The 23420-nt window shown below is 60.3% G+C and carries 21 protein-coding genes and 2 pseudogenes; 7 read left to right on the forward strand and 16 right to left on the reverse strand.

Annotated features, from left to right (window positions below):
• A partial coding sequence (locus P0D80_RS44505; protein ID WP_408182776.1) for a universal stress protein occupies positions 1–105 on the reverse strand: 105 nt, incomplete at its 3' end.
• Positions 106–340: 235 nt separating this feature from the next.
• Here P0D80_RS44505 and P0D80_RS44510 point away from each other — a divergent pair.
• From P0D80_RS44510 to P0D80_RS44520, 3 genes are all read left to right on the forward strand, one after another.
• Complete coding sequence (locus P0D80_RS44510; protein ID WP_408293740.1) at positions 341–568, forward strand: hypothetical protein; 228 nt, start codon at positions 341–343, stop codon at positions 566–568.
• 183 nt (positions 569–751) lie between these two features.
• Positions 752–2812, forward strand: a complete 2061-nt coding sequence (locus tag P0D80_RS44515; protein ID WP_408182742.1) for a carbon starvation CstA family protein — start codon at positions 752–754, stop codon at positions 2810–2812.
• 2 nt (positions 2813–2814) lie between these two features.
• On the forward strand, positions 2815–3084 hold the full coding sequence (locus tag P0D80_RS44520) for a YbdD/YjiX family protein (RefSeq protein WP_408182744.1): 270 nt from the start codon (positions 2815–2817) through the stop codon (positions 3082–3084).
• A gap of 427 nt (positions 3085–3511) precedes the next feature.
• On the opposite strand, the gene P0D80_RS44525 is transcribed toward P0D80_RS44520, so the two are convergent.
• The gene (locus P0D80_RS44525) at positions 3512–3838 is read right to left on the reverse strand and encodes a hypothetical protein (RefSeq protein WP_408293795.1); all 327 of its coding nucleotides are present in this window, start codon (positions 3836–3838) and stop codon (positions 3512–3514) included.
• Between the two features lie 96 nt (positions 3839–3934).
• On the opposite strand from P0D80_RS44525, the pseudogene P0D80_RS44530 reads away from it, so the two are divergent.
• Together P0D80_RS44530 and P0D80_RS44535 are read left to right on the forward strand one after the other, a co-directional pair.
• Positions 3935–4052: pseudogene (locus tag P0D80_RS44530) on the forward strand (ATP-binding protein); the annotation flags it as partial.
• Positions 4053–4236: 184 nt separating this feature from the next.
• Positions 4237–4359, forward strand: a complete 123-nt coding sequence (locus P0D80_RS44535; RefSeq protein ID WP_408293744.1) for a hypothetical protein — start codon at positions 4237–4239, stop codon at positions 4357–4359.
• Positions 4360–4701: 342 nt separating this feature from the next.
• Here the strand turns inward: P0D80_RS44535 and P0D80_RS44540 are convergent, their stop codons facing one another.
• The 9 genes from P0D80_RS44540 to acs form a co-directional block, all read right to left on the reverse strand.
• Complete coding sequence (locus P0D80_RS44540) at positions 4702–5166, reverse strand: PRC-barrel domain-containing protein (RefSeq protein WP_408293746.1); 465 nt, start codon at positions 5164–5166, stop codon at positions 4702–4704.
• A gap of 377 nt (positions 5167–5543) precedes the next feature.
• The gene (locus P0D80_RS44545) at positions 5544–6659 is read right to left on the reverse strand and encodes a DUF294 nucleotidyltransferase-like domain-containing protein (protein WP_408293749.1); all 1116 of its coding nucleotides are present in this window, start codon (positions 6657–6659) and stop codon (positions 5544–5546) included.
• Between the two features lie 14 nt (positions 6660–6673).
• Complete coding sequence (locus tag P0D80_RS44550; protein ID WP_408293752.1) at positions 6674–8836, reverse strand: 3'-5' exonuclease; 2163 nt, start codon at positions 8834–8836, stop codon at positions 6674–6676.
• 8 nt (positions 8837–8844) lie between these two features.
• Positions 8845–9219, reverse strand: coding sequence for a response regulator transcription factor (locus P0D80_RS44555; RefSeq protein WP_408182750.1), 375 nt, complete (start codon positions 9217–9219; stop codon positions 8845–8847).
• On the reverse strand, positions 9216–11972 hold the full coding sequence (locus P0D80_RS44560) for an ATP-binding protein (RefSeq protein ID WP_408293756.1): 2757 nt from the start codon (positions 11970–11972) through the stop codon (positions 9216–9218). Before P0D80_RS44560 ends, P0D80_RS44555 begins: the two co-directional genes overlap by 4 nt.
• Before the next feature lies 1 nt (position 11973).
• Positions 11974–12333 carry a hypothetical protein gene (locus P0D80_RS44565; protein WP_408182754.1) on the reverse strand — a complete coding sequence of 120 codons (360 nt, stop codon included), beginning with the start codon at positions 12331–12333 and terminating at the stop codon, positions 11974–11976.
• Between the two features lie 48 nt (positions 12334–12381).
• A complete protein-coding gene (locus P0D80_RS44570; protein WP_408293760.1) occupies positions 12382–14046 on the reverse strand; it encodes a cation acetate symporter in 1665 nt (554 codons plus the stop codon).
• Positions 14046–14351, reverse strand: coding sequence for a DUF485 domain-containing protein (locus tag P0D80_RS44575; RefSeq protein WP_408182757.1), 306 nt, complete (start codon positions 14349–14351; stop codon positions 14046–14048). The genes P0D80_RS44570 and P0D80_RS44575 overlap by 1 nt, the downstream gene beginning before the upstream one ends.
• 229 nt (positions 14352–14580) lie before the next feature.
• Positions 14581–16554 carry an acetate--CoA ligase gene (acs, locus tag P0D80_RS44580; protein ID WP_408293764.1) on the reverse strand — a complete coding sequence of 658 codons (1974 nt, stop codon included), beginning with the start codon at positions 16552–16554 and terminating at the stop codon, positions 14581–14583.
• Positions 16555–16944: 390 nt separating this feature from the next.
• Here acs and P0D80_RS44585 point away from each other — a divergent pair.
• Both P0D80_RS44585 and P0D80_RS44590 read left to right on the forward strand, forming a co-directional pair.
• Positions 16945–17338 (forward strand): annotated as a pseudogene (locus P0D80_RS44585) (cyclic nucleotide-binding domain-containing protein); the annotation flags it as partial.
• 290 nt (positions 17339–17628) lie between these two features.
• Positions 17629–18369: a YoaK family protein gene (locus P0D80_RS44590; RefSeq protein WP_408182761.1), complete on the forward strand. Its 741-nt coding sequence runs from the start codon at positions 17629–17631 to the stop codon at positions 18367–18369.
• 550 nt (positions 18370–18919) lie between these two features.
• On the opposite strand, the gene P0D80_RS44595 is transcribed toward P0D80_RS44590, so the two are convergent.
• The 5 genes from P0D80_RS44595 to P0D80_RS44615 form a co-directional block, all read right to left on the reverse strand.
• A complete protein-coding gene (locus P0D80_RS44595; protein ID WP_408293767.1) occupies positions 18920–19627 on the reverse strand; it encodes a PRC-barrel domain-containing protein in 708 nt (235 codons plus the stop codon).
• 201 nt (positions 19628–19828) lie between these two features.
• The gene (locus P0D80_RS44600) at positions 19829–21556 is read right to left on the reverse strand and encodes a PHA/PHB synthase family protein (protein ID WP_408293770.1); all 1728 of its coding nucleotides are present in this window, start codon (positions 21554–21556) and stop codon (positions 19829–19831) included.
• Positions 21557–21623: 67 nt separating this feature from the next.
• Positions 21624–22046 (reverse strand): phasin family protein, encoded by a 423-nt coding sequence (locus tag P0D80_RS44605; RefSeq protein WP_408182764.1) that lies wholly within the window; start codon positions 22044–22046, stop codon positions 21624–21626.
• A 112-nt stretch (positions 22047–22158) separates the two neighbouring features.
• Positions 22159–22599 carry a MaoC family dehydratase gene (locus P0D80_RS44610; RefSeq protein WP_408293773.1) on the reverse strand — a complete coding sequence of 147 codons (441 nt, stop codon included), beginning with the start codon at positions 22597–22599 and terminating at the stop codon, positions 22159–22161.
• 136 nt (positions 22600–22735) lie between these two features.
• Positions 22736–23419, reverse strand: coding sequence for an acetate uptake transporter (locus P0D80_RS44615; protein ID WP_408182767.1), 684 nt, complete (start codon positions 23417–23419; stop codon positions 22736–22738).
• Position 23420 lies beyond the last annotated feature (1 nt).

Below are 23420 nucleotides of genomic sequence, written 5' to 3' on the forward strand. Positions count from 1 at the left end.
GCCCGTAACCGAGGCGTCATTTTCGGCGGCGAGCGTCACCGCCATCTGGACTGCGACTTCCGAAAGTGCCGAGCCGTCGGTGGGCACCAGCAGATGCTTGAACATGACACCTCCCCTCGCTCGACGTGCGGGCTGTATCCGACGCGCACTTAACCACGCGCGACATCGACAATGATGTCCCGTCAAATTACACTTACCTTTCATTATAGGCACTAGCGTCATTTGCGGCGTATTTTCTGCTCGCAGCTTGTTCAAGTGCGGCGAGAGCACGAATTGCACGCTGGCTCATAACCCGGCTCGATGTCCCCCGACGATAGTCCCGGGTAGAGGTCTTCGACCAATGATGTTCGAAGACAATGAAGTGGCGGTCGCCATTTGGGAATGGTTTTGGCGCAAAGGTATTACGCATTTCGTCGGGTATGCGCCCGAGACTGTCGGCCTCAAGATTCAGGACAGCCGCTCCCGTTTCGTTGTAGCGGATCAAGATAGGCATTGGTCGCCAATTAACAGACGTTTGGACAATCGCTCGGGAGTCGTCGCGGTAACAGATCTGGCCATGCCCGTCTGAGTGACGCATCGCGTGCCTCACAGCGAGGAATCGCGCATTGCGGTGCCTCTGAGCTGGGTGTAGCCTGTTTTTCGGTGAAATAGGAAGCATGCCTGCTGCTCAGCGGGGAACACTGAAGCGCGCCGGTCCATAAAGTTGCGCGGAAGTCGTTGTGCCACGCGTTGTTCGAAAAAAGGAGACGTCATGAACAAGCTTGCGTCCATGCTCGTGTGGGGGGTGCTGGCCGCTGTCGGCGCTCTCGCTTTCGCCAGGCTCGCGCTCGGGCGCGGTGAAAGTGTGAATGCCGTGTGGCTCGTTTCCGCGGCCCTCATCGTTTATTTCATCGCATACCGCTTCTATAGCAAGTTCATTGCCGAGCGCGTGCTGCGACTCGACGAAACTCGCCAGACACCGGCCGAGCGCCACGACGACGGTATGGATTACGTACCGACTAACAGGTGGGTGCTGTTCGGCCATCATTTCGCCGCAATTGCCGGCGCGGGCCCGCTGGTCGGTCCGGTGCTGGCAGCGCAGATGGGCTACCTGCCCGGCACGCTGTGGATTCTTGTGGGTGTTGTGATGGCCGGTGCGGTACAGGATTTCATCGTGCTCTTCGCGTCGGTGCGTCGGGACGGCAAATCCCTTGGCGAGATGATCAAGATGGAACTGGGACCGGTTCCGGGCTCGCTGGCTCTCGTCGGCGTGCTCGCGATCATGATCATCATTCTTGCGGTTCTGAGCCTGGTGGTGGTCAAGGCGCTTACCTCCAGCCCCTGGGGACTCTTCACGATCGCGGCGACGATACCGATTGCGCTGCTGATGGGTGTCTACATGCGGTTTATCCGCCCAGGGCGCGTGGGAGAAGCCTCCGTGTTCGGTGTCGTACTTCTGCTTATTTCGATCGTCCTCGGTAAGACGGTCGCCAACGATCCCACCTGGGGACCGCTCTTTACCCTGACCGGCCCGCAACTGGCGTGGGCGCTCATCCTGTATGGCGCCATCGCCTCCAGCCTGCCGGTCTGGCTGATGCTCGCGCCGCGCGACTACTTGAGTACGTTCCTGAAGATCGGCACGATCATAGCGCTCGCGGTCGGCATCTATGTGGTTGCGCCCACGCTTTCGATGCCACGGACTACGCGCTTCATCGACGGCACCGGGCCCGTGTTCTCCGGCACGCTCTTTCCTTTTCTGTTCATTACGATTGCCTGCGGTGCGGTCTCCGGTTTTCATGCGCTGATTTCCTCGGGCACTACACCGAAAATGGTCGAGCGTGAGTCGCATATGCGATTGATCGGATTCGGCGGCATGCTCGCCGAATCGTTCGTCGCGGTCATGGCGCTCACGGCAGCCTGCGTACTGCATCCGGGCATCTACTTCGCCATGAACGCACCGGCTGCGATCATCGGCACGACCGCCGCGCAGGCGGCGCAAGTCGTGTCGAACTGGGGATTCGTCATCACGCCGGATCTGATCAACCAGACGGCCGTGAACATCGGAGAAACCAGCATCCTGTCGCGCGCCGGCGGTGCCCCGACGCTTGCCGTTGGCATGGCGCAGATTCTCGGCCAGGCCCTCGGCGGTCAGGCCATGGAAGCCTTCTGGTATCACTTCGCCATACTGTTCGAGGCGCTGTTCATCCTGACAGCCGTAGACGCCGGCACGCGGGTCGGCCGCTTCATGATCCAGGACATGCTAGGCCATGTCTACCGGCCGCTCGGCGACACCCAGTTCCTGCCCGCGAACCTGCTGGGCACCGGCCTCTGCGTGGCGGCGTGGGGCTACTTTCTCTATCAGGGCGTGGTCGATCCGCTCGGCGGCATCAACACACTCTGGCAGCTTTTCGGCGTGGGCAACCAGATGCTCGCCGGCATTGCCCTGCTGCTCTGTACGAGCGTCCTGGTGAAGATGAAGCGGGAGCGCTACGTCTGGGTGACGTTGGTGCCGACAGCGTGGCTCCTGATTACCACGCTCACTGCAGGCATCCAGAAGATCTTCCATAGCGACCCGCGTATCGGCTTCCTCGCGCTGGCGAACAAGTTCAGTGACGCCGCCGCGCAGGGGACTGTACTCGCTCCCGCCAGGTCGATTGCGGAAATGCAGCGGGTCGCCTTCAACAACTATCTGGATGCGGTGGTCTGCGGCTTCTTTGTCGTGCTGGTGCTGGCGATGTGCGTCTTCGCGGTCAAGATCTGCTTGCAGGCTCGGAGGCAGGCGCAGCCCACTGTCAACGAGACGCCTGCTGTTGTGCGCGCGCAAGGAACCTGATCATGAAAACGATCTTCAATGGCAAACGCCTGACGGTGCCGGGTCAGGCCACGAGTGGCCGCCCCGGCAGCAATACGCTGGCGACACAGCTATCGGATTTTGCGCGCACGATGCGTGGAGCATGCATGCTGATGTTCGGCATGCCGGACTATGAACGCTATGCGGAGCACATGGCCGCCCGTCATCCGTGCGATCCGCTAATGTCGCGCGGCGAGTTCTTCACCTGGGCCGTCGAGCGGAAATACTGTCGCAACGGGCCGAGATGCTGCTGAGTAGCCTGGCTAAGCATGGAGCACCCGCCGGATTCAGTTCGATATGCAAAATCAAGAGTCACAACGATCGCTGGCCATCAGAGCAAAGCTGGCGATTCCCGAACAGCGAGCGCACTTTTCGCTAATCAGCCATCGGGACGGTGACGAGCGACGAATTTGAAATTCAACTTGAGTCACAATTGGGAAACGATCGGGCACCGAAATGTAGCTGTGCAGGCCGTAAAGGTGAGCAGCAGCAAAATCAGTCGCAAGCGAACCGGTTGACTCAGGGCACGTGGTCCGCAGGCGGGAGGCCCTCGAACAACCGCCGACTCAGGCAAAGCCGCTCGCAGTCGAACTCCGGTTTGATATCAGGAAGGGCGAGAGCATGTGAGCGCGGCCAATCTTCTGGTCAACGGGCAGCCCTAGAACCTTCTATCGCAATTCCTCACGTGTTGAACATGGGAATCGGCCCGCCGAAATGATGGCCGATCCCCACGCAGCACGCGCCAATCCATACCAGAAAGCCACCAAAGCCGAAAGCGCCCGAGCAGGCGGCTGCATCGCAGGGCGCGGCGGAGCGCCAAGCATTGCGAAGTGTACCGCCGCGAGGGCTGCATTTCCGGACATGACGGCGCTTGCGGAAGCGTCCGTTGTCGATTTTGTCGACTGTAGAGGTGTCCCAGATTTCTGAGACAGAGTGGCCGGCTCGGACAATTGTGAGAAATGCGCGGGCAGTTTTCTCGTCGATGATGCCGCCTACCTTGCCTGCCAAAAGCGACGAATCAGCGACACACGGCACGTACCTCGCGGCGCTTCATTCATGTTGGTCAAGGGATCTGCGCGGCTTTGTGAGAGCACCCATTCTCCCGATTTGAGCTTCGCCAGCGGCGCGCCCCGCGCGAAGTCAGGAGGTGGCGAGTCTCGCGTTTATCGAGCGCGCCGAGAACGTCATATTGCTTCGGCGGTCCGGTGTCTGCAGGATGCATTCGCGAGCGCGCTGGCCAACGCGCTACAAGGCAGGCGAGCCTCTTGTCGCCGGCCGTTTCCCATACGCGAAGCGTGCAACCTAGTTCGTTCGCGCATTCTGCTTCACGAACGACGCGCTTTTCCTTACTGCTTTTGTCGCGTCTGGTTATCGGGAGGTCGATCGCATACACGGAGGAAAGCATCATGAACGAGGACCAGGCCAAACGCGTTGCTCAAAAGGACGCAACGCGCGGAGATATTCGATGGATGACCGAGTTGACAGACGAGAACTGCTGCTTCACCTCAGGGACATGCTCGAAGCTGTGAGCTGGCTTAGCCCCTGCCTGGCGGAAAACGGTCCGTTTTAACGCAACGCCTCGTCCCGGGGCATCTTATCCCGGCGCGTCTTCGTCGACCAATGCGTCATCGTCCTCTGTCTGCAAGACCGGGGCAGCGCTGTCAGGCACTGGCGAGCCGGAGAAGTTCGGGGCGTCGCATGGCCGCTCATCTTTATCATCGTCACGGTCCACGTCGCGCATCTGTCTCTTTCGATGATTCGTCACGATTTCCTCCGTAAGGAAGGCAGCAACCCGATGTACTGGTGCTGCGTGTGCGGCTATCCGGCCGGGCGGCGGCCGCTCCGTATGCCGCCTCGCGGGGACAGAACTCTCAGATGTCGGTCACGTCTCCTTCGCTAGCAGCGCGGGTAGCAGACCAGTACGGGTCCCGGTTGTAGTACTGGTGGACGGTGGTGGCGCCCCATTGCGGGTCCGCCATGGTTGGCCAGTGGTCCTTGTCGAAACCGGGCTCGCTTCTGATTTGTTCGGCCGTTATATCGACGAAGAAGCACTTTTCGTCAGTGTCCAATGTCAGCGCGCCCCACGGAATGGCGCGCAGCGTGCTGTCCATGCCGAGAAAGCCGCCCTCGGCGAGAACCGCGTAGGCGACGCGGCCTCTGCGCACGTCAAGCATGATGTCGGATATTTTGCCAACGTGTTCTCCGTCAGACGACATCACCTTGGTGCCATCCAGAGTCGATGCGGCCATCACATCAGGCCCTGGCCCATCGCCAACTCCGCTGCCGACAATGTTCGCGCCCATCTGCGACTGCATTTTGGGGGCAAGGGTTGTCATGGTCTTCTCCTATAGGTCGATGCCAGTGTGCGCGCAATGCGCATGCCACGACGACCGTTGTTCGCACTCGCATGCGGTGCCTGATGGCAGTGCCTGCGACGGCTGCTGGCTCGTGCCCGAAGCAATCGAAGTCCAACGTTCAGCAAAGGTTAACTCGGTCGGCAGATTTACACGCCATCCGCACACCCGCCAGCGAACAATTTCTGCCCACAAGTTGGCGTGCGTTATCGCCTTGGATATTCGCCAGCGCCCGTGCATTCTCCCGACGGTATGTTGACCGCCTTGAAAACGGACAGCAGCGCCCATCTCCTTCAACGCGGCACACCGCCTGGATAAACCATGCAATCAACTATTTAAAGTAATTGCTGGATGTTGTACTAGCCGGTGCCGGGGTAATCCAGCGTTAGGCGTTTCTGTAGTGCACGCGCCTGACGCAAGGCGCTGCGCAACCCGCGCCGCTCCTGCGCGCTCAGTTCGTTCGGATACACGTGATTGTGCATAGCCAGCCCGCGTTCGTAACACCGCTGCTGATTTTTCATGCGCAGCATCTGGATAAAATAGAATGCGCCGATCCACGCATGCACATCCCGCTGATTCAGGCGTAGCGCCGCTCCGGCCAGTCTGAGGCGACCAGCCGTATTGCTCGCGCGCGCACCGCAGGCGAGGCCGTAGATCCGGGCAGCGTCGACGAATAGCGTCGCGGCATGCAGTTTGAGGTCGATGGAGCCGGCAAACTTACCTTCCTTTTCGAGTATGAAATCGCGTATCACACCGAGCGGCGCCTTGCGTCGCAATGCGTTTTCCGTCATCTGGAAAAGAAAGCGGGGATTGTCCGACGCATTGTCCGCGAGCCAATCCGTCAGCGTTCGCGCCAGATCGACAGCGCCGTATAGCGGGCGCAGGTCGAAGAAGATGCTGGCGTTCAGGAGCGCCTGCGGATCGCCCTCGATGATCCAGCTTGCGAAACGCTGCCGCCATTCGTGAAGGTCGAGGCACCAATGCGGATTGCTCGCCATGATTTGCCCAGTGCACAAGGGAAATCCGCAGGCGTCGAGCGCTTCGTTCATGCGCAGGGCCATAGGCAACAGTCGTTTGCGCAGCGCCGCGGCACTGCCGCTGCCGCTTCCGGCGAAAATGATGCCATTGTCCTGGTCGCTCGACAGGGTCTGCTCCTGGCGGCCTTCGCTGCCGAGGGCGATCCAGCACCAACGCACTCCCTGGACATGCGTGTCGGCGCAGGTCAATTCGATCACGCGCCGCGTCAACTGATCATTCAGTGTGGAAATGAAGCGAGTGAGCGGTTCCGGCGCAACCTGATGGACCGCGCGATGCACGAGCGCTTGAATCTCCCCAGTTGCCAGTTGCAGCCCGGCCGCGTCCGTCGCACTGCGTATGCTGCGATGAGCGCGTCGAAGGTCACGCGAGAGGGTGCGCCCCGCGACGGTTTGCGGGTCGAACACGGCATCGGGCCTGAGCGTGGTCTGGTCGTCCATGGATTGTCCGCTCCTCAGTAGCGAATACGCGCGTACAGGGTCTGTCTTGCAGCATCGCGTGCGTCCTCGAGGGTGAAGAGGCCTTTCTCAGCCAGCAAGGGGATCATTTTGAGAAAGACCTCACCCGTGACGATCGCGTCACCGAGCGCAGTATGGCGCCCGACGATCGGCACGCCGAGGCGCGCGGCGATCGCCTCCAGCGTGTGCTTGTCCTGATTTGGGTGGATTACCTGTGACAGCAGCAACGTATCCAGGACCGGTTGTGCGAAAGCCACACCGGTTTTTGCTTCGAGCAGTTGCAGGAATCGCATGTCGAACGCGGCATTGTGCGCGACGAGCACGGTTTCTGCGGCGAAATCATGAAATTGTGGCAGCACTATTTCAATCTTCGGCTGGTCCTTGAGCATGGCGGGCGTGATGCCGTGAATATCAATCGACTCGGCACTCACCATGCCTCGCGGCTGGATCAGTCGGTCAAAGCTTTCGTGCTGCAGCAATCGGCCGTTGACAATGCGCAATGCGCCGATGGAGATGATTTCATCGCCTGCGGCAGGCTGAAGTCCGGTAGTCTCGGTATCGAACACCGTGTAACTGAGCTGCGAGAGCAGACATTGGTCCATTTCGGCATTCTGTCCCGGCTGATGGAACAGATCGAAATCGTAGTATTCCGGCCGCCCTGGGCGCATCGGCGGTATGTCGAGCGCCAATCGAGACTCTGATGCCCGCAGCATCAACCGGTAGCGCGCCGCACCGAGTGATGACTCAGGGCGATAAACCGATTCGCCCCCGTGATGGGAAACAACTGCGTTCAGCGTGAGTGCCTCGTCAGCCGGACTGGTATGCAGCGCAGCGCTCTCCCATACACGAAGCGTGTCGGCTGCTAACGGCATGCCGCTCCAGGTGACGTCGAGATTGGCCAGGCGGTCGGCTCGATGCAGGCTAAAGGTCAATTCCGTCACGCCGGCTTCGTTGGCTAGGCGCTGCGCCAGATAAGCAAGCGCCTGCGTCAACGTGTAGCTGTCAACCCTGAGCCACAGCGTTGGATCGATCGTATTGCCGGTGACGACACGTAGTGATGGGCTGCCGATTCGCCGCAGCAGAAGTGCGATCAAATCGGCACCGCGCATGTCTTCGAGATCCCGTTGACCGTCCAGATCGTTGTCGCGCTGGTACGCCGCGCGGTCGATCTGACAGACTAGACGCTTCGACTCATCATCGATGATCCCAGTGAACTGGTTCTGCTGTGCGGCGCTCATGTCCGGAAACGTTTGTATCGCCTCGACTGCCGCACGGATATTCGCCAGCGTGGCCCGCGCGTCCTGCGTGAGCGACTGTACCAATGCGTCTCGCCGGTTGTCCGCCTCGACGTTGCGGGTAATGTCTTCCAGCGTCAGCACAAAGCCGTTGAGCGTATGCGCGCTATCGAGCACGGGCGCCATGTGTGCGCGCACGATTCGGCCGCCAGCAAGCGTCGTGACGAAGGCACATACCGGTGGCGCCACGTCGCCCGCTTGATGCATCAGTCGTTGCTGGATTTGTTCAAGCGCATGCAGGATCAGACCGCGCTCGATCACGCCGAACACCGAGCGGCCCAGTCCAATCGTAGCGATGCCTGCCGCGAAATTCCCTTCCACGCCAGTCTCGATCAGTTGTCTGGAGCGCGTGTTGTATAGCAAAATGCGCCCCTCGACATTGCACACCAGAACACTTAGTGCGAGTTCCGTCATGAGTGCGGCGAGCCGATTCTTCTCTTCCGTCAGCGCCCGGTTCGCCGTCTCGATTTTTTCCTGCACGTCATCATGCAGCGTCTCGTATGCAGCAGCGAGCGCGTTGAGCTTCTCGATAAGCACGCGAACGTCCCGGGCACCCTGCGGGGTTATGCGCCGCCCGGGGTTGGTGGCCAACAGCACTGCGTCTTCAGCCAGTCGTGCTATCGGCGTGAGATAAGCGTTGAACAGTGCTTTCAAGCCAAAGCCCAACGCGAAGAGCAGCAACATCGCGAGGGCGACCCAAAGCCCGCTGCGTTGCAGCAGCATCTCTCGTAACCAGGCACGCTGCGCTTCCGTCGTGTCGAGCGCGAGCGACAGAAAAATCGCGACGACGAAAAGGATTTGCACTGCGAAGACCAGCGTCAATGTGATGCCAAAGCGGTGTCTGGCGATCGTTTTCCGATTCATCCGGGGTTTCAGTCAAAGCTTGTGAGCAAAGAGCGCACGCGCTCGACCAGTTCCCTGGTCGAAAACGGTTTGGTGATATACGAATCAGCACCGAGCGCGAGGCCCTTGCTCACATCGAGGTCGCGCCCCTTCGCCGATAGCATGACCACTTTGACCCGGTTCCATGCGCTATTTTCACGGATTTTCTGACAGACCTCGAAGCCGTTGCGCAACGGCAGCATGACGTCGAGCAGGACGAGGTCGGGCTGGAACGCGATCATCTGCGCAAGGGCTTCCTCCCCGTCGCGCGCAATACCCACTTCGTAGCCGCTTCGCTTCATCAGAAATTCCAGCGAGATGACGATGTTCGGCTCGTCGTCGACGATAAGGACTTTACAGGTCATGACGTTGTCTCCGGCGCGCTGGCGAGGGGCAGCGTGAACACGAACACGGCGCCTTCTCCCGGCGCACCTTCCAGCCACAGCGTACCACCGAAATGGCGGACGATTTCGCGGCTGATCGGCAATCCGAGGCCGGTGCCCTGCGGCTTGCCGCTGCGCGTGTCGCCGCCCTGGCGGAATTTCTCGAAGATGAGTTCCCTATCCTGCGGACGCACGCCGGGGCCGTTGTCGCGCACCTCGACGCACAACGTTCCGCCCGCCCGGAAGAGCCGCACCGCGACGCGCCCGCCGGCATGGTCACAGAACTTCGCCGCATTCGACAGCAGATTGAGCATCACCTGCATCAGACGGTCGTGATCGCCCAATACGTGCGGCACCGCGGCCGGCAGGTCCAGTTCGAGCCCGATGCGTCGTTCCGCGAACATCTGGCGCGTAGCGTTCACCGCGTCTTCGATCACCTGCTTCAGGTCGAGCGGCTCGGCGTACCATTGCGCGCTGCCCGACTCGATCTTTGCGAGGTCGAGCACATTGTTGATGAGCCGCGTAAGCCGCTCGCTCTCCTTGATCACGATATCGAGGTATTCGCCGCGCATCCCGGCCGGAAGTTCGGGATGCTCGCGCAGGATTTCCGAGAACGCGCGGATCGACGTGAGCGGTGTGCGCAACTCGTGGGTGACCGTCGAGATGAAATCGTCCTTCATGCGGTCGAGCTCGCTGAGCCGCGCGTTGGCTGCCTTGAGTTCCGCCGATGCGCTTTCCAGTTCGCGCGACTTCTGCTCGAGCTGGCGGCTGTAGGCGACGGCCTGAGAGGTCTCATCCAGTATCGCCATCACTTCGTTCAGCCCGAGCGGCTCCTCGTCGACGACCGTCGCGATCATCGCCCGCGCCGACGCGGCGCCGATCGCCCCGGCAAGCTGCATCTCCGCGAAGCGCACGAGGTCGGCGTCCGCGGTGGGCGAGTTCGTGCCACCACGTTCATGGTGGAAGCGCGCGTAGGTGTCGTCGGCAGAAGCTGAGCCGAGAAAGCGCCGCAACAGCTCAAACACCGCTTCGGCCGAGGCGCTTCCGCGCCACACGTGCGAGCCACGCGCGTCGCCGGTGTGCGCGTAGGCGTCGACGAACAAGGCAGCCTGCGTCTTTTCCACCACGCTTTGCCGGCTTGCGAGTGACACGCCGACAAAGCCGCCGACGTTCGCCAGCATGCTCCAGAAAAGCGCATGCGAGACTTCGTCCAGTCCCTGCAGACCGAACAGTTGCCGCGGCCTGAGCCACTCGATGCCGAGCGGTCCGTGCGCGAGAAAGCCACGCGACAACCAGCCGGACTCGGCGAACGAAGGCAGCAGGAGCGTATAGGCCCATAGCAGGAATCCCGCGCTCAAGCCGGTCAGCGCGCCGAGCCGGGTACCGTTTTTCCAGTAGATCGCCCCGAGCATCGCAGGCGCGAACTGCGCTACCGCCGCGAACGAAATCAAGCCGATCGAGACCAGTGCGTACGCTTCGCCGGCAAGCCGGAAATAGGCATATCCAAGCATCATCAATAGCACGATCGCGGCACGCCTGATCGTGAGCAGCGTTCCGGGGAGATTGGCGTGCCGGTCTGGTTGCAGTGATTGCAGGCGCAACAGCAAGGGCATCACGATGTCATTGCAGACCATCGTGCTGAGCGCGATGGTTTCTACGATCACCATGCCCGTCGCAGCCGACAACCCGCCGATGAACACGAAAAGCGTGAGCGCCAGTTGATGCTCACGCATGGGCAGGGTTAGCACGAACATGTCCGGGTCCACGCTACCGCCGGGCAGATTCATCAATCCGCCGAACGCGATCGGCAACACAAAGACGTTGATCGCGAGGAGATACAGCGGCAGCAGCCAGACGGCCTTCGCGACGTGGCTTTCGTCAACGTTCTCGACTACGGCAATCTGGAACTGGCGGGGCAGCAGCATGATCGACAGCATCGACAACACGATCAGTGACGCCCAACTGCCAAACGCTGCACCGCCGGCGCCCGCCTCGCTGCCATGCAGCGTCAGCAAGGCGTTCAATGCGGGGGCCGCCTGCGCCCGCGCAAACAGATCTCCAAAGCCATTGTAGATGCCGAACGTGACGAAAACCCCGACGGCGAGAAACGCGACGAGCTTCACGAGGGACTCGAAGGCGATCGCGGCGACCATGCCTTCGTGGCGTTCGGAAGCATCGAGGTGGCGGGTTCCGAACACAATGGTGAACGTCGCGAGAAGGAGCGCGATATACAGGGTCGGGTCCGACCACCAGGGCCCAGTTTCGGCACGCCCGCTGCCGATGCCGGGATCGTGCGTCAGGACGGCGACGCTGGCGGCGACGGCTTTCAGTTGCAGCGCGATATAAGGCACGAGCCCGACCACTGCGACCAGCGTGACGAGCCCGCCGAGCAGCGCGCTCTTGCCGTAGCGGGAAGCGATGAAATCGGCAATCGACGTGATGCGATTGTTTTTGCTGATGCGGATGACCTTGCGCAACACGGTCCACCACAATGCTGCCACCAGCGTGGGGCCGAGATAAATCGGCATGAAGCCGACGCCGGCCGCGGCCGCGCGACCGACGCTGCCGTAGTACGTCCAGGAACTCGCGTAGACCGCGAGAGACAACGCGTAGACGTAGGGGCTGTTGATGATGCTCTTGCCTGCATCTGCGCGCCTGTCGCCGTAAAACGCAATCGCAAACAGCACACCGAGATAGGCGAACGATGCCAGTGCAATGACCCAGCCGTCCAGCATCTCAGTCCTTCGATGCCGGTTCGGATCCGACGGCCCGCGTGGGTGTTTTGCGCGAAACCCCCTGTTCAACGATGACGGCAAGCAAAGCAATGAAAAGTGCCCAGGCGACAAACAGATACCCGTAAAGAAGAGGAAGGCCCAACCATGTGCGCGTGTCGTTGAACAAGGCCAGCAAGGGATAGTTGAACAGCAGCCAGCCCAGCACGAACAAAGCGATCAAGCGCTGGGCGACAAGGGTGCGATGCAACATGGGCATCTCCCGCAGGAGGAATTGCGAATCAACTTTCAGCAGTGGCAATACTGCAGGCGCCTGAAGAATAGCGTCACGGCTCCAGTGCGCTATGAACTCCCGGCTGGCCACGAGAAGCTCCGGATCGCTTCGAGGCTTCTCGTTTTGCGTGCGCACCGGTCAATGGCCGGAAGCGCCCGACGCACCGATACCGGTTTCCGAGCGAACTTTCTGGGCTGCGTACCCTGCACGGTCGATGCGCGCGCGCTCGCTGCTGTCCAGAATCGAGAACAGCCAGATCCCGACAAAACCCGCAGTCATAGAAAACAAGGCGGGCGATGTATAGGGAAAAATCGCATCCTTGTGACCGAGCACATCCACCCACACCGACTTGGAGACGAGCGTCAGCCCAACCGCGGTAATCAGGCCGAGAAAGCCGCCGATGGTGGCGCCGCGTGTCGTGCAATCCTTCCACAACACCGCCATGAACAGAACCGGAAACGTTGCCGAGGCCGCAATCGCAAAGGCCAGCGAGACCATGAAGGCGATGTTCTGCTTCTCGAACGCTATCCCAAGGATCACCGCCACGATGCCCAGCGCTACTGTCGTGATACGCGAAACGGCGAGTTCCTTATCGCTGGCCGCCTGGCCCTTCTTGAACACCGTCGCGTAGAGATCATGCGATACCGCGGAAGCGCCGGACAGCGTCAGGCCGGCGACAACGGCAAGGATCGTTGCGAAGGCCACGGCGGAGATGAAGCCGAGAAACACGTTGCCGCCGACTGCGTTCGCAAGGTGGATGGCTGCCATGTTGTTGCCGCCCAGCAGCCCGCCGAGCGCATCCTTATATACCGGATTGGTGCTGACGAGAACGATGGCGCCGAAGCCGATGATGAATGTCAGAAGGTAGAAGTAGGCAATCCATGTGGTTGCCCAGAACACGGACTTGCGCGCCTCCTTGGCGCTCGGCACGGTGAAAAAGCGCATCAGAATATGCGGCAGGCCTGCCGTGCCGAACATCAGCGCCATTCCGAAGGAGATCGCTGAAATCGGATCCTTGATAAAAGCGCCCGGACCCATGATAGCGTCCTTCTTCGCGTGAATCTCGACCGCTTTGGCGAACAGCGCTTCCGGATTGAAGCGGAACTGCGCCAGCACCATGAACGCCATGAAGCTCGCGCCCGCCAGCAGCAAGCCAGCTTTGATGATCTGAACCCATGTGGTCGCCGTCATGCCGCCAAACAGAACATAAACCATCATCAGACTGCCGACGATCACAACCGCGACCCAGTATTCCAGGCCGAACAGCAACTTGATCAACTGGCCAGCGCCGACCATCTGCGCGATCAGATAAAACGCCACCACAACCAGCGTACCGGATGCCGCGAACACGCGGATTGGCGTCTGTTGAAAACGATATGCGGCAACGTCGGCGAAGGTAAAGCGCCCGAGATTGCGCAGGCGCTCCGCCATCAGAAAGGTGATTACTGGCCATCCGACCAGAAAGCCTATCGAATAGATCAGTCCGTCGTAGCCATTCAAATAGACCGCCGCCGAAATTCCGAGAAACGACGCAGCCGACATATAGTCACCGGCGATCGCAAGCCCGTTCTGGAAGCCCGTAATCCCGCCGCCAGCCGTGTAGAATTCCGCAGCGGATTTTGTCTTGCTCGCAGCCCACTTCGTGATGAACAGCGTGAACACAACAAAAGCCGCGAACATCGATATCGCTGTCCAGTTGGTCGGTTGCTTTTGCATCTGGCCGAGGTCCCCCCCGGCAGCCCAGACAGTGCCGGCCACGGCACACAGCGTCAATGCGCACAGACCACGTTGGAATGTAGTCATCACAGCACCTCGCTGCGAATTTGAGCGGTGAGGTCATCGAATTCTCGGTTGGCCCGCCAAACGTAAATCCCCGTGATGGCCACAGTAAAAATGATCACGAACAGTCCGATCGGGATGCCCCAGGTCATCACACCCGAGCCAATCCTAGCGGAAAGCAGGCTCTTGCCAAATGCGACCAGGAGGATGTAGCCATAGTAGACGACCATCATCATTCCCGTAAGAAGCCAACCGTACGACGAACGTGCTGCCACCAGTTGTCGGTACTTGGGATTCGACTCTATCCTCTGAACGAGATCTTCTTCCATTTTTCGTGTCTCCGGTTCCAGGCGTAAACGTGGCAATTTCCGGGAACCTCGAATGTCTTGCAGGGGTTTTTACCGGCGTGGCTTAGCGAATGCAGGATCGATCATCACCAGTCTTGTTGAGAACGGCTCGAACGGCGTGGCAGCATCGCCTCCCTTCAGGGTTATATCGAACGGCGACAGCAATTATCCGAACCAGCATTCCGACGATCGGAACATCGACGCAACACGTTCAGCGCAGCTGGTCAAGAATCGCCGGATTCTCGAGTGTCGATATGTCTTGCGTGATCTCCTCGCCCTTTGCGAGCGAGCGTAACAGGCGCCGCATGATCTTGCCCGAACGGGTTTTCGGCAGATTCTCGCCGAAGCGTATTTCTTTCGGCTTCGCGATCGGACCGATCTGCTGGCCGACCCAGTTGCGCAATTCGTTGGCGATCCGGATCGCCACGTCGCCACTTGGACGCTCACCCTTCAACACCACGAACGCCACCACGACTTCGCCGGTCGTCTCGTCCGCGCGACCGACAACCGCGGCCTCCGCCACCAGCGGATTGGCGACGAGTGCCGACTCGATTTCCATCGTGCCGAGCCGGTGGCCCGATACGTTGAGTACGTCGTCGATACGGCCCGTAATCGTGAAGTAGCCGCTTTCCTTGTCGCGTATCGCACCGTCGCCTGCGAGATACAGCTTGCCGCCGAGCTCGTCGGGAAAGTAACTCTTCCTGTAGCGTTCCGGATCGCCCCACACGTTGCGCAGCATCGACGGCCACGGCCGTTTGATAACCAGAAGCCCACCCTGCCCGTTCGGCACGTCCCGGCCGGTCTCGTCGACCACCGCGGCCATGATCCCCGGCAGCGGCAGCGTGCACGAACCGGGCACCAACGGCGTCGCGCCCGGCATCGGCGCGATCATGTGGCCGCCCGTTTCAGTTTGCCACCAGGTATCGATAACAGGACAGCGGCTGTGACCGACGTGTTCGTAGAACCACGTCCACGCAGCCGGATTGATCGGCTCGCCGACCGTGCCGAGCAGTCGCAATGCCGACAGATCGAAGCGGTCCGGATGAACAGCGGGATCGGACGCGGCCAGTTTGATCAGCGAGCGGATCGCGGTCGGCGCGGTGTAGAACACCGTCACCCGGTGTTGGGCGATCATCTCCCAGAAGCGTCCCGCGTTCGGATACGTCGGCACGCCTTCGAAGACCACCTGAGTGGCGCCGATCGCCATCGGGCCATACGCGATGTAGCTGTGACCGGTAATCCAGCCGATGTCGGCGGTGCACCAGAACACGTCGCTGCGCTTCGCGTCGAAGGTCCACTTCATAGTCTGAGCGGCCCACATCAGGAAGCCGCCCGTGCTGTGCTGCACGCCCTTCGGCAGGCCGGTCGAGCCCGACGTATAGAGAATGAAGAGCGGATGTTCCGCGCTCACCCACTCCGGCTCGCACAGATCTCCCGCGGCTTGCGTGATCTCGTGCATCCACAGGTCGCGTCCTTGGTGCCACGCCACCTTGCCGCCCGTGCGCTGATAGACGATCACGCTCTTAACGGCATCGCAGCCGCCCATCGCGAGGGCTTCGTCGGCGATGTCTTTCAAGGGCAACGCTTTGCCGCCGCGCATCTGTTCGTCGCAGGTGACCAGCGCGATTGCGCCCACATTGACAATCCGCTCATTGAGCGACTTCGACGAAAAGCCGCCGAACACGACCGAATGGGTCGCGCCGATCCGGGCGCACGCCTGCATGGCCACGATGCCTTCAATCGACATCGGCATATAGATCACCACGCGATCGCCCTTCGCCACGCCGCGGGATCGCAATGCGTTGGCAAAGCGGCACACCCGTTCGAGCATTTGCCGGTAAGTCATACGCGTGACGGTGCCGTCGTCGGCTTCGAAGATCACGGCGACATCGTCACCGTTACCGGCTTCGACGTGGCGGTCCAGGCAGTTGTACGACGCATTGAGCATGCCGTCCTTGAACCATTCGTGGAACGGCGCGTGCGATTCGTCGAGAACCGACGAAAACGGTGTCTTCCAGTCCAGCATCTCACGTGCGCGACGAGCCCAGAATCCTTCGTAATCGCGCTCTGCCTCGGCGACCAACGCGCGGTAGGCATCCATGCCCGAGATCGCGGCATAAGCGACCACGCTCGCATGGGGAAGGAAAGCCTGCGGTTCCTCCAGAATCGAATCGCTGGTTGACACGGTGTCTCCCTCGCACGCTTTCACGCGTGCTTGATAGGTGCTTTCCGGCTAGTCGCCAACAGCCGCCTCTGCACGGCGGACTGCGCGAAAAGAGGAACTTGACTGCGGACTCGACTGCCAGTAAAAAAATTTTGCAGCGCGACCACGCGCGAGCCCTGCTGCGCCGGGCGTGTCAAAGCGCTCCGCCTGACCGGATCCATCTCGCGACGTCAACTCCTTGCGGAATGCGAATGGCGTACATGGGTAACGGAAGCCATGTCACGCGAACTGCTTTCGATCGCTTTGATTGAAAAATACAAATTGCTTACAATGACGATGCTCGCGCAGTGGCCAGAAGTCGGTACGGTGGCGTACGGGCGCGAGAAATCAGGAAGGCGTACCGACTCGCCCCGAATTCTGACGGAGGAGTTTCATCGGGTCGGCCCAGTGCTGCGGCTATTACTGCACTACCCGCAGGTGTTGATTACGCAGATGGCTCAGACGGCCGTTTGCAATCGTCACTGCTTGATCGACCAGCAACTGTGTCGAAGGCCTCCGCTCAGCATTGATTGCCGCAATGTCCGGCGAACTGAAGATGACACAGGAACCGACCGCCAACATGCTTAGCGTGTGCCGACCAGGGGTCACCGAAGCGGCATCGCAACTGCAAAATCCGGGGCTGATTCGTTACAGTCATGATCGTACCGAAGACCTGGATCGTCCCGCCCCCGAAAAGCGTGTGTGCGAATGCTGCGGCGTGGTAAGACGGGTTCGACCGGCGACCTCTGATTCGAAGGCACTGTAACGAGGCGGCGAGTGCCGCACGCTTGAGCTCAAGAGCCGGTTGCCCTGGAGAAAAGAATAAAAACCATCCGAGGGGAACGATCCCAGTCCAGAATTGTTAGTGCGAAAGAATTTAGAAGGCGTAAACGTGGTTGTCACTCACGTCACCGCGACCGATAAGCCGCTTTTCCGCGCCTACCACTTTGGCCACCTTGAGATCCACGTCGGGCAAAGCCTACTCACGAGGCCCTTCGTCCACACGACGGCTAACCGGTCTCCAACCGAGCACATCAAGGTCATTTTCTACTTGCCATGCCTATCAACTATCTTCGCGGATTCGCAAGTCCGGAGCGGACTGATGCAAACAATCGACGCCTGGGTCGCTGGCTGGCATTCGTCGCTGGTGCGGCGAATGCTGGTGGCTTTCTGGCTGTCGGGCAATATACCTCGCACATGACGGGCATCGTGTCCTCCATGGCCGATAACCTCGCGCTGGGCGAAATCGGACTGGTGGTGATGGGGCTGAGCGCGTTGGTAGCGTTTCTGTTCGGTGCAGCCACCTCCGCCATCCTGATCAACTGGGGCCGCCGCCGTCGCGCGCAAAGCGTATATGCGACGCCGTTGTTGCTGGAATCTGCCCTCCTTCTCTGCTTTGGCCTGATCGGCTCGACGCTTGGACATCATCGTCTCCTGTTCGTATCGGCCACAGTCGGCGTGCTTTGCTTCGTCATGGGCCTTCAAAATGCGATCATTACCAAGGTATCGAGGGCCGAGATCCGTACCACCCATGTGACAGGTCTCGTCACCGATATCGGCATCGAACTTGGAAAGCTGGTCTACTGGAACTTCGCCGGCATGGATATACCTGTCCGCGCTGACAGGCGAAAGCTCGCGCTGCTGGCATCATTGCTTGGCATGTTCTTCGTTGGCGGCCTGGTCGGCGCGGTGGGCTTCAGGCATTTCGGCTTTCTGTCGACATTGCCTCTCGCCGGAGTACTTCTAACTCTGGCGGTTGTCCCGGTACTGGACGACATTGTCGGTGAACGACGATAGCGCGTACGTGCGACGGGCTGCTGAATTGCAATCGTAAATCCTCCCGCCACGTCGCGGCTTCCGCTCGGGCGTCTGCCCGACGACCTCATCGAGGTCGGGGCACCACTCCATGAAGTCGGCGATATCGGGCCGAGACCTGTCGTCTCCGGCGGCATCGCGACGCAGCTTGCCTGGCTCCCTTCAGCCGTATCAACGGTCGGTGACGCCGTCAGGAATGGCGGTGAGGGTGCCGACTGCGCTGGTTTTCGCCGCAATCGTTCCTGATCGCTAAACCTTGCTTCGGCCAAGGACACTCTTCGCTCGCACGGACACTTTCGTTGACGGGCTGACTTTATCCAACTCGCGTTCACGGGCACCTGCGCCACATTAGAGTCTATCGACTTTTATGGCGTGGCGAACAGGGAGGTCGACCGGTTGCCGCTGGGCCTTGCAAGGCTACACGTCAGCCGTGCTTCGCGCCGGGCCGCTGCCCTTTTCTTCGGTCCAATAGCCGCTCTTTCGATAAAAGTCGTGAAGTTTGGCTTCATACGCACGGTCGATCAGGCTCGACTCATCGTATTCTGGACTGGCCTTGATGGCTTCCCGCGTTAGCGACGTCGAAACCGAAGATGCAAACCAGTCGATAACGTCGATCCACCGCGTCGCCAGCAACACTTCCTTGCCGCCCCGGCCACCAGTTGCGTGTGTCGACAATAAAATAGCGGACAACCCACGCTTCATCGTCGAAAATAAACCCGCAGACATGGCCGACGCTGCCATCGGCGGCCTCGATGACGTAGCGTTCAACATGACTCGCGCAGCGTAGATGAACATCTCCCGGCAGCTTGTCGCCGTACAGCGAAAGTTGCTGACGTACGTCCGCTGTAATGGGCGCTGTACCGATGAAGCCCGGCACGGGGTACTCCCCCATTCCCCACAGGTTGGGGCCGCCCCAATACAGCGGATAGCCGTAGTACCTCAAGTATTCGGCCTCGTGCTGGCGCGAAACCGGCTTGTGCGTATCGATGCCCGGGTTGTCCTTCACCTGTTGGCGCGTCAAATCCACGTGGACAACATCAGCAGCCAGATCTGTGTGGCCGACCGAGTATGGCGAAATCAGCACCTGCCTTTCGGTCGTCCAGCTTCCTGTATCGATCACGAGATAGCGGACACCCCACGCCTCGTCATCGAAATAGATGTCCTGCACACTCCCTATGTCGCCATCGCGTGCAACGACAGTGCGTCCGTGAAGGTGGTTCAGATCTCGCAACATGCTCATACCCGTTTCCAGAAGTCAGGCCGGCGTTGCAGCGCTCACGACGTAACGCTGCAGCAAAGGCAATCTGACGGAAAAATCAACTATGGACGGTACCGCTCAACAGCATTCAGATCGTCGGCAGGCAAATGCACAGTCACCGTGCTCAGCTCCCCCCATTGCTGTCGCTCCCGTTTGTCGCCACGGATCGAAAGAACGGACTACTCAGCTCGCCCGCACCTTGACGTAACGTCCTGGCGCCCGCTCGATCTCGACGTATTCCTTATTGCCGAGCTTGCGGCGCGCATCGACAGGCTTGCCCCTATATGGAGCGAGCCATTTGGCCCAATGGGTCCACCAACTACCGGGCGTCGCTTCGGCGCTGGCGAACCATTTCTCAGCGTCGTCGCTCAAGGCACCTCCGGTCCAGTAGCTGCGCTTGTTCTTCGACGCGGGGTTGATGACGCCCGCGATATGTCCACTGGCACCGAGCACGAACTGCGTCTTGCCGCCGACCAGCTGCGTCGTACGATAGGCGGCCTTCCAGGGCACGATGTGGTCTTCGTGGGCGGCCAGTACATAGCTGGGAACGTCGATGCGGCCGAGGTCCACCTGCGTGCCGCACATTGTCAGCCGGTTCGGAACGCACAGATTATTCTCGAGATACATGTTTCGCAGGTACCAGGCATACATGGGTCCGGGCAGGTTTGTACTGTCGGCGTTCCAATACAGCAGATCGAAGGCCTCAGGCGCCTTGCCCTTGAGATAGTTGTTGATGACGTTTGGCCAGATCAGGTCGTTGGCGCGCAGCGTCTGGAATACGAATCCAAGCTCCGCTCCCGGATAGATGCCGCCCTTGCCGATGCTCCGATCGCGCGCGCTGACACCCTGCTCATCAATGAATATGCCCAGTTCGCCGGGCTCGCTGAAATCGAGCATGGTGGTTAGCAAGGTCAGGCTGGCCACTGAAGTATTGCTGCGCCCACGTAACACCGCGAGCGCCGACGACAGGATCGTGCCGCCCACGCACCAGCCGAGCGCGTTCAGCTTATCCGCACCACTGATCGCGAGCGCTACCTCGATGGCACGGATTGCGCCCTGGCTCAGGTAGTCATCCCACGTAAAGTGACCGCACCCGGCGTCGGGGTTGCGCCAGGACACCAGAAAGACCGTATTCCCCTGTTCTGCGGCAAAGCGAACGAACGAATTTGCGGGCTGCAGGTCGAGGATGTAGAACTTGTTGATGCACGGCGGCACGATCAGCAGCGGTCGCTTCGCCACCTGATCGGTAAGCGGGGCGTACTGGATCAACTGGAACAGTTCGTTCTCAAATACGACAGCTCCTTCGGACACCGCGACATTCTTGCCGATCTCGAATGCGGTCTGGTCGGTGATTGAAAGGCCACCCTTGTCCATGTCCTTGAGCAGGTTCTCGAAGCCGGCCCTCAAGCTTTGGCCGCCGGTTTCGAAGGCGAGTTGCATCACCTCCGGATTGGTCGCGGCGAAATTGGCCGGGCTCATCGAGTCGATGAACTGGCGCGTATAGAAAGAAAGCCGCTGCCTGGTGGGTTCATCAAGATCAGCCGCTTCGACCATGCCACTGATCAGTCGGGAATTGAGCAGGTAACCCTGCTTTAACAGCCTGTAGGCGAAGACGTCTTGCCATGCAGTGGCCTTGAAACGCCGATCTCCCGTTTCGGATATACCCGTGGCGTCGTCCGGCCGGCCCGCAACACTCGTCATCATCCGCGTCCACAGCGCGAGTTGCTGCTGGAAATAATTCAGTTGCAGTTCGGCGAGCGCTCCAACACCGCCCGTTCCATCCGCGCCCACCGGCACGGCGTCCGCGCGAGGAAACATTCCGGCTGGATACACCATAGCCTGCCACAGGCTCTGCCCTGACTTGATGAACCCCTGGACGAATTCGTCCGGGACCTGGGAAGGCGATGTCATTGATTTCTCCAATGCGTCAGGATACGCAGCGACCTCTGCAGCCGAGGCGTATCCATACCCCCTGCCGCTATCTGGCCTGCATCAGCTTTTTCGTTTCTGCCAGACTGTCCGTCCCCCGCTTCGTGATGATGGCGATTGCGTCTACCTGCGACTTGCGCGCCATTTCCGCGAGCGCCTTCGTATCGGCCAGCGCTTTCTGGTAGGCATCCCGCACCAACTCGGTCTGCCTGGCAGGGTCAGTCGCGCCGGTGCCACCGGCGGCCAGGGCTTTGGCGGAGTCCTGAATCCCCTGCATGGCTTGCGTGAGGATCTCGGTTTGCTTGCGCGCCAGCGCCTGCATCGCGTCATAGGTGGCCTTGTTGGCCTCCACGAGAGCTTCCATGTCCTTGCGCCGCGACTCAATGATCGGCGCCATGTCGAGCCCCGGGACCTTGAACTGCTGGATCAGCCTGCTCACATCGGCGAACAGGTTGTTAGTTTCAGTTTCCATGTTTGTCTCCAAGACAATAGGTTTGTTTCAGGATCACCGGCAGGCGGATCTTGGTGGCCGCGCAGGCCAGCGCGGCAGAGGCGAGGTCCAGGATGCGGGCTCTCGCATCTGCTCAGGTCTCCCAGGTCTGCGTCGACGTGGGCATGACCAGCGCATCACCGTCGATTACCACCTTGTTGGCCACGCGACAGACAGTGGTCAGTGACACGCGCCGCTTCTCAGGCAGCATCTCGTTGACCGTCACAGTGGCGTGGACGGTATCGCCGGGCTTCACCGGCGCCTTGAAGCGCAGATTCTGGGCCAGGTACACGGTCCCCGGGCCCGGCAATCGACCGGCGATCGCCGCCGAGATCACGCTCGCGGTCAGCATGCCGTGGGCAATTCGGCCCTTGAACCGGGTGGTCTGCGCGAACTCCTCGTTGATGTGCACCGCGTTGTTGTCACCGGAGGCAGCGGCGAACAGCACGATGTCTGCCTCAGTGATGGTCTTCGCAAAGGTGGCGCTCATGCCCGGTTTCAGATCTTCGTAGTCGTAGCCGTTGAGTTCGTTCATGACTTCTCCGTGGAGGGCGTCGTGGGGGATTCGGAGTCCTGGTTGTGTGGCGTCGGCGCATCCGTATTGGGGGTAGACGGTCGCCGACCAGCCCGAGCCAGGCGGGCATCCGGACCGGGGTGGCTGTCGAGAAGCGTCATGCGATCTTTTTCAGGCCGGGGACTTCCGCCGCTTGCAACGCGCCCTTTCGTTGTCCCCCAGCGCCTTTCTCGATGAACCCGAAAGGTTTCCCCAGCGGCAGCAGCACCCTACCGAAGTAAGTGTTCAGGAACACGGCGCCCGCGCAGTACAAGCCCAGCAACGAAATGAGGAGTTCGGAATAGGCGGCCAACGCGGAGAAAAGCTCGCGGTTGATGCCCAATATCGACAGCCCCAACGATGGCAGCAGAATATTGATCAGCACCAGGATGGCCGCAAATACCTTGTTCGCCTCAAAGGCGGCGACCATGATGAATAGCGAGAAAATCGTAAAGCCGAAACAGGCAAAGGCAAGCTGCTTCGGATCTGCCTTGTCACCCACAGCCCCGAACCAGCCCAGGCTGATCGCCCAATGAATCCCGACTGCACCCCAGAACAACCCGTACGCGCCGAGTACAATCGCACCAAAATAGTTGTTCTTCTTGAAGTCGACAGACGATGCCCAGACCTGGGCGATTGATCCCAGAAACAGCGCCCAGGGTATGAGATAGGTGACTCCGGTAGTCCATCCCATTTTTTGGGACGCTGCCACAAAAGTAACCATGGCCAGTCCAAAGACACCCAGTGCGGTGGGGTCGGACATCAGAATTTTCGTTTCTGTGACGTTTTGCAAGGCTTGCATT

It is taken from the genome of Paraburkholderia sp. RL17-373-BIF-A, assembly GCF_046030175.1.
Classification (GTDB): domain Bacteria; phylum Pseudomonadota; class Gammaproteobacteria; order Burkholderiales; family Burkholderiaceae; genus Paraburkholderia.

Excerpts from the sequence above, each read along its gene's own strand:
- P0D80_RS44520 (WP_408182744.1), top strand. The coding sequence starts at position 2,815 with ATGAAAACGATCTTCAATGGCAAACGCCTGACGGTGCCGGGTCAGGCC.
- P0D80_RS44595 (WP_408293767.1), bottom strand. The coding sequence starts at position 19,627 with ATGAGCATGTTGCGAGATCTGAACCACCTTCACGGACGCACTGTCGTT.
- P0D80_RS44540 (WP_408293746.1), bottom strand. The coding sequence starts at position 5,166 with ATGACAACCCTTGCCCCCAAAATGCAGTCGCAGATGGGCGCGAACATT.
- P0D80_RS44550 (WP_408293752.1), bottom strand. The coding sequence starts at position 8,836 with ATGAATCGGAAAACGATCGCCAGACACCGCTTTGGCATCACATTGACG.
- P0D80_RS44600 (WP_408293770.1), bottom strand. The coding sequence starts at position 21,556 with ATGACATCGCCTTCCCAGGTCCCGGACGAATTCGTCCAGGGGTTCATC.
- P0D80_RS44605 (WP_408182764.1), bottom strand. The coding sequence starts at position 22,046 with ATGGAAACTGAAACTAACAACCTGTTCGCCGATGTGAGCAGGCTGATC.
- P0D80_RS44555 (WP_408182750.1), bottom strand. The coding sequence starts at position 9,219 with ATGACCTGTAAAGTCCTTATCGTCGACGACGAGCCGAACATCGTCATC.
- P0D80_RS44515 (WP_408182742.1), top strand. The coding sequence starts at position 752 with ATGAACAAGCTTGCGTCCATGCTCGTGTGGGGGGTGCTGGCCGCTGTC.
- P0D80_RS44590 (WP_408182761.1), top strand. The coding sequence starts at position 17,629 with ATGCCTATCAACTATCTTCGCGGATTCGCAAGTCCGGAGCGGACTGAT.
- P0D80_RS44510 (WP_408293740.1), top strand. The coding sequence starts at position 341 with ATGATGTTCGAAGACAATGAAGTGGCGGTCGCCATTTGGGAATGGTTT.
- P0D80_RS44570 (WP_408293760.1), bottom strand. The coding sequence starts at position 14,046 with ATGACTACATTCCAACGTGGTCTGTGCGCATTGACGCTGTGTGCCGTG.
- P0D80_RS44535 (WP_408293744.1), top strand. The coding sequence starts at position 4,237 with ATGAACGAGGACCAGGCCAAACGCGTTGCTCAAAAGGACGCAACGCGC.
- P0D80_RS44575 (WP_408182757.1), bottom strand. The coding sequence starts at position 14,351 with ATGGAAGAAGATCTCGTTCAGAGGATAGAGTCGAATCCCAAGTACCGA.
- P0D80_RS44610 (WP_408293773.1), bottom strand. The coding sequence starts at position 22,599 with ATGAACGAACTCAACGGCTACGACTACGAAGATCTGAAACCGGGCATG.
- P0D80_RS44545 (WP_408293749.1), bottom strand. The coding sequence starts at position 6,659 with ATGGACGACCAGACCACGCTCAGGCCCGATGCCGTGTTCGACCCGCAA.
- P0D80_RS44560 (WP_408293756.1), bottom strand. The coding sequence starts at position 11,972 with ATGCTGGACGGCTGGGTCATTGCACTGGCATCGTTCGCCTATCTCGGT.
- P0D80_RS44615 (WP_408182767.1), bottom strand. The coding sequence starts at position 23,419 with ATGCAAGCCTTGCAAAACGTCACAGAAACGAAAATTCTGATGTCCGAC.